General features: G+C 38.4%; 7 protein-coding genes and 2 pseudogenes. 2 read left to right on the top strand and 7 right to left on the bottom strand.

The window, feature by feature from the left end; all coding sequences use genetic code 11:
- Together B2V92_RS13290 and miaA are read left to right on the top strand one after the other, a co-directional pair.
- Window positions 1-210: pseudogene (locus tag B2V92_RS13290) on the top strand (hypothetical protein); the annotation flags it as partial.
- Window positions 211-287: 77 nt separating this feature from the next.
- A complete protein-coding gene (gene miaA / locus B2V92_RS13285; protein WP_293308796.1) occupies window positions 288-1,202 on the top strand; it encodes a tRNA (adenosine(37)-N6)-dimethylallyltransferase MiaA in 915 nt (304 codons plus the stop codon).
- Window positions 1,203-1,251: 49 nt separating this feature from the next.
- Here miaA and B2V92_RS13280 read toward each other — a convergent pair whose 3' ends face one another.
- The 7 genes and pseudogenes from B2V92_RS13280 to B2V92_RS13250 form a co-directional block, all read right to left on the bottom strand.
- Window positions 1,252-2,547: a G-D-S-L family lipolytic protein gene (locus B2V92_RS13280; RefSeq protein ID WP_293308794.1), complete on the bottom strand. Its 1,296-nt coding sequence runs from the start codon at window positions 2,545-2,547 to the stop codon at window positions 1,252-1,254.
- 11 nt (window positions 2,548-2,558) lie between these two features.
- Window positions 2,559-3,782: an OmpP1/FadL family transporter gene (locus B2V92_RS13275; protein ID WP_293308792.1), complete on the bottom strand. Its 1,224-nt coding sequence runs from the start codon at window positions 3,780-3,782 to the stop codon at window positions 2,559-2,561.
- 77 nt (window positions 3,783-3,859) lie between these two features.
- On the bottom strand, window positions 3,860-4,171 hold the full coding sequence (locus B2V92_RS13270; protein WP_183762877.1) for a DUF3467 domain-containing protein: 312 nt from the start codon (window positions 4,169-4,171) through the stop codon (window positions 3,860-3,862).
- A gap of 139 nt (window positions 4,172-4,310) precedes the next feature.
- Window positions 4,311-5,435, bottom strand: a complete 1,125-nt coding sequence (locus B2V92_RS13265; RefSeq protein ID WP_293308787.1) for an SGNH/GDSL hydrolase family protein — start codon at window positions 5,433-5,435, stop codon at window positions 4,311-4,313.
- 3 nt (window positions 5,436-5,438) lie between these two features.
- Window positions 5,439-7,172 (bottom strand): DUF4091 domain-containing protein, encoded by a 1,734-nt coding sequence (locus tag B2V92_RS13260; RefSeq protein ID WP_293308784.1) that lies wholly within the window; start codon window positions 7,170-7,172, stop codon window positions 5,439-5,441.
- Between the two features lie 161 nt (window positions 7,173-7,333).
- The gene (locus B2V92_RS13255; protein WP_293308783.1) at window positions 7,334-7,579 is read right to left on the bottom strand and encodes a hypothetical protein; all 246 of its coding nucleotides are present in this window, start codon (window positions 7,577-7,579) and stop codon (window positions 7,334-7,336) included.
- Between the two features lie 92 nt (window positions 7,580-7,671).
- Window positions 7,672-8,271 (bottom strand): annotated as a pseudogene (locus B2V92_RS13250) (DNA-directed RNA polymerase subunit beta'); the annotation flags it as partial.

Genomic DNA, 8,271 nt, shown 5'->3' with positions numbered 1-8,271 from the left:
AGAGGTGCTGCAGCGGCGGCCAGCGAATTCGATTTCCTTAACGAAATGAATTTTGTACCCGAAGATACCGACGAGCTCGAAGCAATGGGCGAAATGGGTATTAACGAAGAAGAAAGGGATGAAGAGGAAGAGAGCGAAGAAGACGAATTCGGTGATGAGTTTTCAGACAATGATCACTTTGATGATGATAGCCACAAAGACGACTATTAATCAGCAATTATATTTCTAATTTTAAAAAGCTGTCATATTAAAAGATTTGACAGCTTTTATTTTATACGGATATCGCTATGCTCCATAAAAAAACCTTAATCTCCATTGTTGGCCCTACCGCTATAGGTAAAACGGCTTTAGCTATCCAATTGGCACAGCACTTTGGCACAGAGATTATTTCTGCAGATTCGCGTCAGTTTTTTAAGGAAATGGCAATAGGCACTGCCAAACCGGATGCAGAAGAATTAGCAGCGGCTAAACATCATTTTATAGATTCGCATTCGGTATCACAACTGTTCAGCACCGGCGATTTTGAGGTAGAAGGTTTAAAAACACTTAATGGGATTTTCCAGAATCATGATGTGGCCATTATGGTTGGCGGATCAGGACTTTATGTAAATGCACTTATTAATGGTTTGGATGAAATGCCCGATATTGATTTATCGATCAGGGAAAAATTAAACAAACAGTTTGAAGAAGAGGGTTTAGCGGCAATCCAAACTCAATTGGCAGCGTTAGATCCCGAATATTTTGCCAAAGTAGATCAGCAAAATCCCCAAAGAATGATCAGAGGACTGGAGGTTTTCCTATCAACCGGACAAAAACTTTCGTCTATGTTATCGGCAACAAAAAAAGAAAGGCCATTCAATATTATTAAAATCGGCCTTAATACCGATAGGGCAGTTTTATACGATCGGATTAACCGAAGAGTTGATAAAATGGTTGCAGATGGCTTACTGGAAGAAGTTAGATCACTAACACCTTTTAAGCAATTTAACGCCTTAAATACAGTAGGCTACAGTGAAATTTTCGATTATTTTGATGGAAAGTTATCATTAGACGAAGCCATAGCGGCTATTAAGCAGAATACCCGTCGTTTTGCAAAACGCCAGCTTACCTGGTTTAGGCGGGATGAAGAGATTAACTGGTTTGAGCCTCAACAGGGCCCTGAAATTATAGGTTTTGTAGAAAACAGGATAAACAATAAATAAAAAAGAGTTCCAGAATTCCGGAACTCTTTTTTATAGAAATCTTTAACTATTACTTTGTATCCGGAAATTTCACACCTCTGTACTTAGTAATATCAATTGTTGGTATCGTAGAACCGTATTTTGTATTAATAGCATCGATAAATACATTAGCAATTACTGCATTCCCTCGTGGAGTTAAGTGAATACCATCTAAAGAGAATGCACCACCTGTAATAAATGCCGAATTGATATTTACACCCTGTAAAGCAATGCCTGTTTTAACCTGGTTAAAGTAAGTATAGGTATCAGCTATTGCCAAACCTTTACTTGTAGCCAACGATTTAATGCTGCTGTTATAGCTATCTACATAATCTTTCACTTTAATTACCTCATCTTTATCCAGTACCCAATCGCTGGTAATAGGGTTTAATGGATGTAAACCATAAGGAATAGCGCCCTGACCAAATAAACCGGCCGATTGGAATGGTAAACGGATCAGATCTTCTGCTGTTGCAGCCCTTACCGCACCTGTTCCGGTTTGGATGAATACAGCTTGTGCAGCAGGGTTAATAGCTTTAGCAGCGGCAAGAAGTGCGGGCACAGTAACCGTATTAAAATATGGAATAGCAGTTACATCAGGAATAGTAGCTACAATACCTTTTTGTCCGCCAGCAGTTAATGCATTCAATAAATTAGAATATAATGATGAAAAAGTAACCTTATCTGTTAAAACAGTAGTTGGGTCGCCTGCAATGGTAACCGCTCCGTTTAATGCATAACCTAATACATCATTGTTTCCTAACCAAAGTGAGAAAAAGGTATGATTCCTGCCCTGGATAAACTGAAAATAATTGGTTTTACCTACCTGCGCATCTGTTAACAAACGCTCGAAATACGGATTGGCCGCACTAAAAGTAAGTGTTGGGTCAAAAGATAAATCAACACGCATACCAGGGATACCCAGGTTTTGAATTTCGCCACTATATTTAGTCAAATGTTTTGCCGCATCCCTATAGGCCAGTTTATCAACTACAGGTGTTATGGTTGGTGTACCATTAACCAATGCAGTTAAAGCAACATATCCTGAGCCATTTGATTGCGCATCGCTGAAAAACGGAGAAGTAAATGCTCCACCGCCTACTGTAGCCATTTTCGCCGCAATTAGGTTCGGGTAAGCTACTTGCTGTCCTTCCAGATATAATCCTCCATCAGCAAAACCAGATGTTAAGGAGTTACCTACAGCAATGTATTTGCTAAAATTAGCTTGCCCCGCAGTAGTACCTGCAGGTGTTTCTATTTCTGGTTTGCAGGCCGCTGTAAAAAGAATGGCAGCAGCTACGAAACTATTTAATATATATTTCTTCATTGTAATTTCTCCTACCATTTATAAGTTAACGAAATACCAGGTGCATACACCAAGGTTTTAAATGTACCATCTAAGCCAGTTTCGATATTTTTTTGCTTACGCGATTTAACATCTTCAAAAAAGAAAGATGCGTTTACCTCGAAATGACTGGTTGGGGTATAACCTATACCCGCACTTAAAATATAACGGTCAGCATCTGGTGCCTCAGGCGTTACGTAACCATCCTGAACGGGAGAAAAAGCATAACCTACACCGGCCCTTAAAGCTAACTTATCTGATGCCTTATGATTAATACCCAGTTTAAAAGAAGAACCATCGCGGTAATTACGATCAGATTTTGTTACGAATGATCCGTTAACTTTCTGTGCATAGTTGAATGTTAAATCCTGATATACATGCCATTGTACCCAGCTGGCATCAAATGCTAAAACCGTGCTTTGTGATAATGGAATACCTACACCTAAACTGGTTGTTGCCGGCAAAGGCAATTCTGCATTAAACGTATTTCCGGCAGGAAAAGATGATCTTACTGAGTTTGGAACATCAAATTCTGCAGTACCACCATCCAGTTTGGTAACCACTTTTGATTTATGTACCAGTGCAAATGAGATATTGCTAAGTGTTTTGATGTATAAACCCGCATTCCAGCCATATCCTTTTCCGGTACCATCCAAAGTTGTATGGCCAGAACGGCCGTCAGGAAAATTTACAGGAACTGCACGCTGAAGGTTTACTTCACCATGGTTATAAACAAAACCAGCCCCGATACCAATATGATCGGTAATTTTAATACTAAGCGTTGGCTGAAAATAGATTGCTTTTAGGTTTAATGATGTTAGAGAATATTTACCCGACCAATCGTTTCCCCAATCAACCAAACCGCCAAAAGGAGTATAAACCCCTAAACCCAGCTTCCATCTATTCGATTTCGGCCCCCAAACGGCATAAAACTCGAAAGGTGGGGCAATTTTATTTTTTACATTTTCTGTAACGTTCGATCCGCTTTGCTTAAAAGCCGATTTAAACAATAATGGGTTTACTCCTGCTGAAACTGAGTTTTTCTCTAAGAAAGTTACTGCACCGGGATTGTAAAATACAGAAGCCTCATCTAAAGCCAATGCAGAACCTGCACCTGCCATACCAATTTGTTTCTGACCTTGTAAGTTAACCTGGAAACCCTGCCCCAAAACCCAAAGTGGGGCAGAAAGTAATACGCTCAATAAAATTTTTTTCATTTATAAATGGTTATATCACAAATATATACTATGCTAACATAGCAAACAAATATTTGTTTGTAAGAATTTTGATTGTCTTACGCTTGCGCTGTAGGTCCACCAAAGCCCATAGGGAAAGGCGGTTCTTCCTGCGTTTTGATACGGCCATTTACATTTTCAAATTTCTGAATATTATCTTCAAGCGCTGATAATAAGCGCTTTGCGTGCTCAGGTGTTAAAATAATTCTTGATTTTACCTTTGCTTTGGGAATACCCGGCATCACGCGGATAAAATCCAATACAAATTCGGTGTTAGAGTGAGTAATAATAGCCAGGTTAGAAAAAATCCCCTCAGCAATTTCTTCTGATAACTCTATATTTAACTGGTTTTCGTTTTGTTGTTCTTCCATAATAGTCCAAAAATAAAAAATTCCGCAGCTTAATGGCGGAATTAAAATATAATATTGAAACTTGTTTTGAGTTTAATTAACAACCAGTCTATTCCTAACTAAGAATCCCCCATGTTAAAGTTCCTGATTAACTGGTAGTTCAATTATTTTTAAATGGTAAAATTTTACGTATTATTCTTTCATAGGCATTAGCATATTGCATCATCCCCAAATCGTTAGGGTGTGTACCGTCTATTGTGCTATCATCAGTAAAACCGATATCCTTTGCCCTTAGGATATATAAATTTTTAGTACCCGAATCCTTTAATTTTTGATAGGTATCACTTAGTACCTGAGAAGTCCAGATGTACCTACCGGTTAATTCGCTGTCTAGATTAACCCCAGCTAAACCAGAACTATGTTCTACCAGTAAAATAGGGGTTTTAGGATGTTTTACACTTAAATTTTGAACAGCATTGGTAATACGTTTCTCAATTTCTACAGCAGTATAAACTTTTTTATCATGTAGGTTTGGCTGGCAATCGAGTACAAAAAGCGCGGCATCGGTTTGATTTATTAAATCAATCAATGGGCTCTCTAACCGGCCATTACCTGAAAAACCTAAATTAATCACTGGTAGGTTCAATTTCCTTCCCAGAATATTCAGCCAGGCCATTCCTGGTCTGCTTGCGCTTGCCCCCTGCATAATCGAGGTGCCATAAAATACCAAAGGTGCTTTTTCGCCGGCCTCTTCTACTTTAAATTCATCGCTTACACCTACTCCTATTTTTAACCATTTTGGTGTGTTGTACAGCGGTAGGTATAAGCGGAATTTCTTTATTTTTAATGCTCCATCAAAATTTGAGTAACTATAAATAACCGTGTCTCTAAAACTATATGCTGCTTTTATCCAGTGCCAGTTGTTCTGCATATCCTGAGCATATAAATCCAGTCCACTTACTCCTAATGTGGGCATGTTATCTAAATTTTTCCCACCATTTAGCTGATATTTTACTACAATTTTTCGTGCAGAAGTTTTAAAGTCGAGGTATTCTCCTGCTGTATTTTTTGCCAAGTCCCAAACTTCTTTCCTAACCAATTGCTCAGCTATTGTAGGTAAGCGGTTATAATAATTGGCGCTATCGGTATTTTGCCAGGCTTTACCTTTTAACGAAGCATTGGTAGCGGTTTGCGGGTTAAACCATTTAAAATCACCTTGTGCATAACCGGATTTGCAAAGAAATATACCAATTAGCAATCCGGGCAAAATAATATTTCGCTTCATTTGTTATTTATTAAGTAATGGTTTAACACCTTGTAACATTTCATCCGCTGTAATTTTGGATAAAGTTTTTATCTCAAAACTTTCTAAGGCATTATTCAATTCGTTAAGTGCAACCGTATTTTTATTTTTAACATATAGCAACCTTAATTGGCGTATTTTCTCAAAATCCTGTCCTCCTTCGATCAGTTTCTCAAACCTGACAGATGATAACGGACCAGGGTAAACCTGATAGGTATCGCCAGCAGGCCAGGCTGTGAAACGGGTATCTGTTAATGGATTTTTTGTCCAGCTGTTATAAGCCCAGCGTAAATAACCATCCATGTTTTTATTGGCTGTATACCAGCCCATCCATACCTGCTCAGCTGGTGAAGAAAAACTAAAAGCATTTGGATAAGGTTCGGTACAACAGGTATACCATGTACTTATTTTACCATCTCTATTTCGTTTCTGCAGTATATCTGTTGGAAATTCCCATTTTGAAGCAATACAATAATTATCGATATCTGCTTCAATTTCCTGGTGGTACTCTCCGGCAAGTGCAATTTTCCAATTTGGATCTACACTTTTCAAAAGCTTAATTACTGCCTGCATGGCTTTCATGGGGCGTTCGTCCATAGCAATGTATGTTTTCGAAAACCAGTTTTTCTCTTTTAGGTGTCTGGTAAAATCGGCAAGCATGGTGTTCCAGAATGCATTATACTCAGGTGTTCCGATTGCATCGGTAAAAACTGCTTCCTTTTGAGCAGCTTCGTCCCAATAACTAAAGGCAATTTTCCATGGCACCATACTATAGCAATTAATGCGCTGATTGATACCGGTAGTCATTACAAAAGTGATGTATTTATCAAACAGACTATAGTCATAAACCCAGGTTCCGTCTTTTTCCTTTGTCCATTTGATTAAACTAGGGTAATCATCATAAGTTTGGTGCCCCCAGGGTTCATTTACAATGCTTGCGGTAATGGTTTTCTGCCCGGCACTGGCTAACATAGTGTAATAAGGTTTCATCAGGGCAAAATGTTCGTCGCTCCACAACTTTACCTGATGCGCACGGGCAATAGCAGCGGGGTGCTGCCATAAATCCAGATCATATTTCCATTGAGATGGAGCAGGTAAAGTTTTATCCAGCACCTCGACATTAATAGTCAGATTATATTCTTTTTCGCCTTTTAACTTTACAGTTCCGGTGTAATTCCCGGCTTTTGTATCTCCAGGGACTTTTATACTTAACCAAACAGGCTGTGTATTTTTGACCTCTAGGTTAATGCTGAGTGTTTTTGTATCGATTAGATCCGCCACATAAGATGAATCGAAATCTGCAGGCTTGCGGTAACCACAACCATCTCTAAACTCGTCTGTGATAACGTATTTAACAAATCCAGAAGTGATATATTCTTTTTTTAGCAGATTACCTTTGTTGTCTTTCAGATCGGAAAACTGTATGCTGATGTTACTTTTTTTTGCATTTGTCCAAAGCAATAGCTGAGTGTGGATTTTCTCTCCCTTCCAGGCTTTGGCATTCCACGTATTTTGAATGGAACCTATAGGTGGCACCTCCCTGGCAAACCTGGCATTACTATTTGCGAAACTAATATTCAATCCTCCAGCAGTTTTATTCCAATCCTGGTTTATGGTTTCGGCGTCTGGCAGCTTTCTTTTTTGGAGTGCTAAACTTACGTCCTGAGCAGTAGCTGAGAAGGCAAAAGCCAGTATTAAAATAGTTGATAAAAACTTCATAAACCTAAGGTAATTAAACCTTATAGAATAAGATTAAACGTATATGAAGCTATTTCTGCGCAAACGTTTGATAAATTGTAACGAAATGGATAGGTAAGAAGGTGGATGAGATATTATTGGCAAACAGAATAATTCAGGAATTCAGACGAATTACCAATCTTTTATTTTTTTACAAACATTAGGATAATGCCAACAGTAACTGCAATTTGGCCGATCCAAAAAAGAAACATCCATTTTATGATATCGGCTTTAGAATTTGCAAGATCTTCTTTGGTGGCTAACACTTCTCGTTTATTATCAAATTCAGATTTCACTTCAGTTTTTACATACGAAACCAACTGCTCTGCTTCCTGTTCACCTAGCTTAGCTTTCAAAATCTGAAAAAGTTGAATTTCTGTCACACTCATGTGTTTATTTTTTAATTATTAAAGTTACAAAATCTATTCCAAACAAAAAACCCCGACAAAATGCCGGGGTTTTAAATATTAAGATTAAAATATTAAGCTTCTACTTCTTCTTGTTTCGAAGCCAATAATTTATCGTATTCTTCTTGAGAACCAACAATGATTCTTTCGTAACCACGTACACCGGTACCTGAAGGGATTAAGTGACCAACGATCACGTTTTCTTTCAAGCCAAGCATGTTATCGCGTTTACCTGCAATTGCCGCCTCATTTAATACTTTCGTAGTTTCCTGGAACGAAGCCGCAGAAATGAACGATTTAGTACCCAATGATGCACGTGTAATACCCTGTAGGATAGAACTTGCAGTAGCTGGTCTTGCATCTCTTACCGTGATCTGTTTTAAATCTTTACGTTTCAATTGAGAATTTTCGTCTCTTAATCTACGCAATGAAACAATCTGACCAGGTTTTAAATCATTTGAGTCACCTGCGTCTTCAACAACTTTTTTGTCGTACATCGCATCGTTCTCTTCTGCAAAATCCCAACGATCAACAGCATTGTTCTCTAAGAAAATGGTATCTCCAGGATCTTCGATGTGAACCTTTTGCATCATCTGGTGAACGATAACCTCGAAGTGTTTATCGTTGATTTTCACACCTTGCAAACGGTAAACCTCTTGAATACCATTTACAAG

The sequence above is a fragment of the Pedobacter sp. UBA5917 genome (assembly GCF_002432345.1).
Taxonomy (GTDB): domain Bacteria; phylum Bacteroidota; class Bacteroidia; order Sphingobacteriales; family Sphingobacteriaceae; genus Pedobacter.
This window is presented reverse-complemented; position numbering and strand designations above follow the sequence as displayed.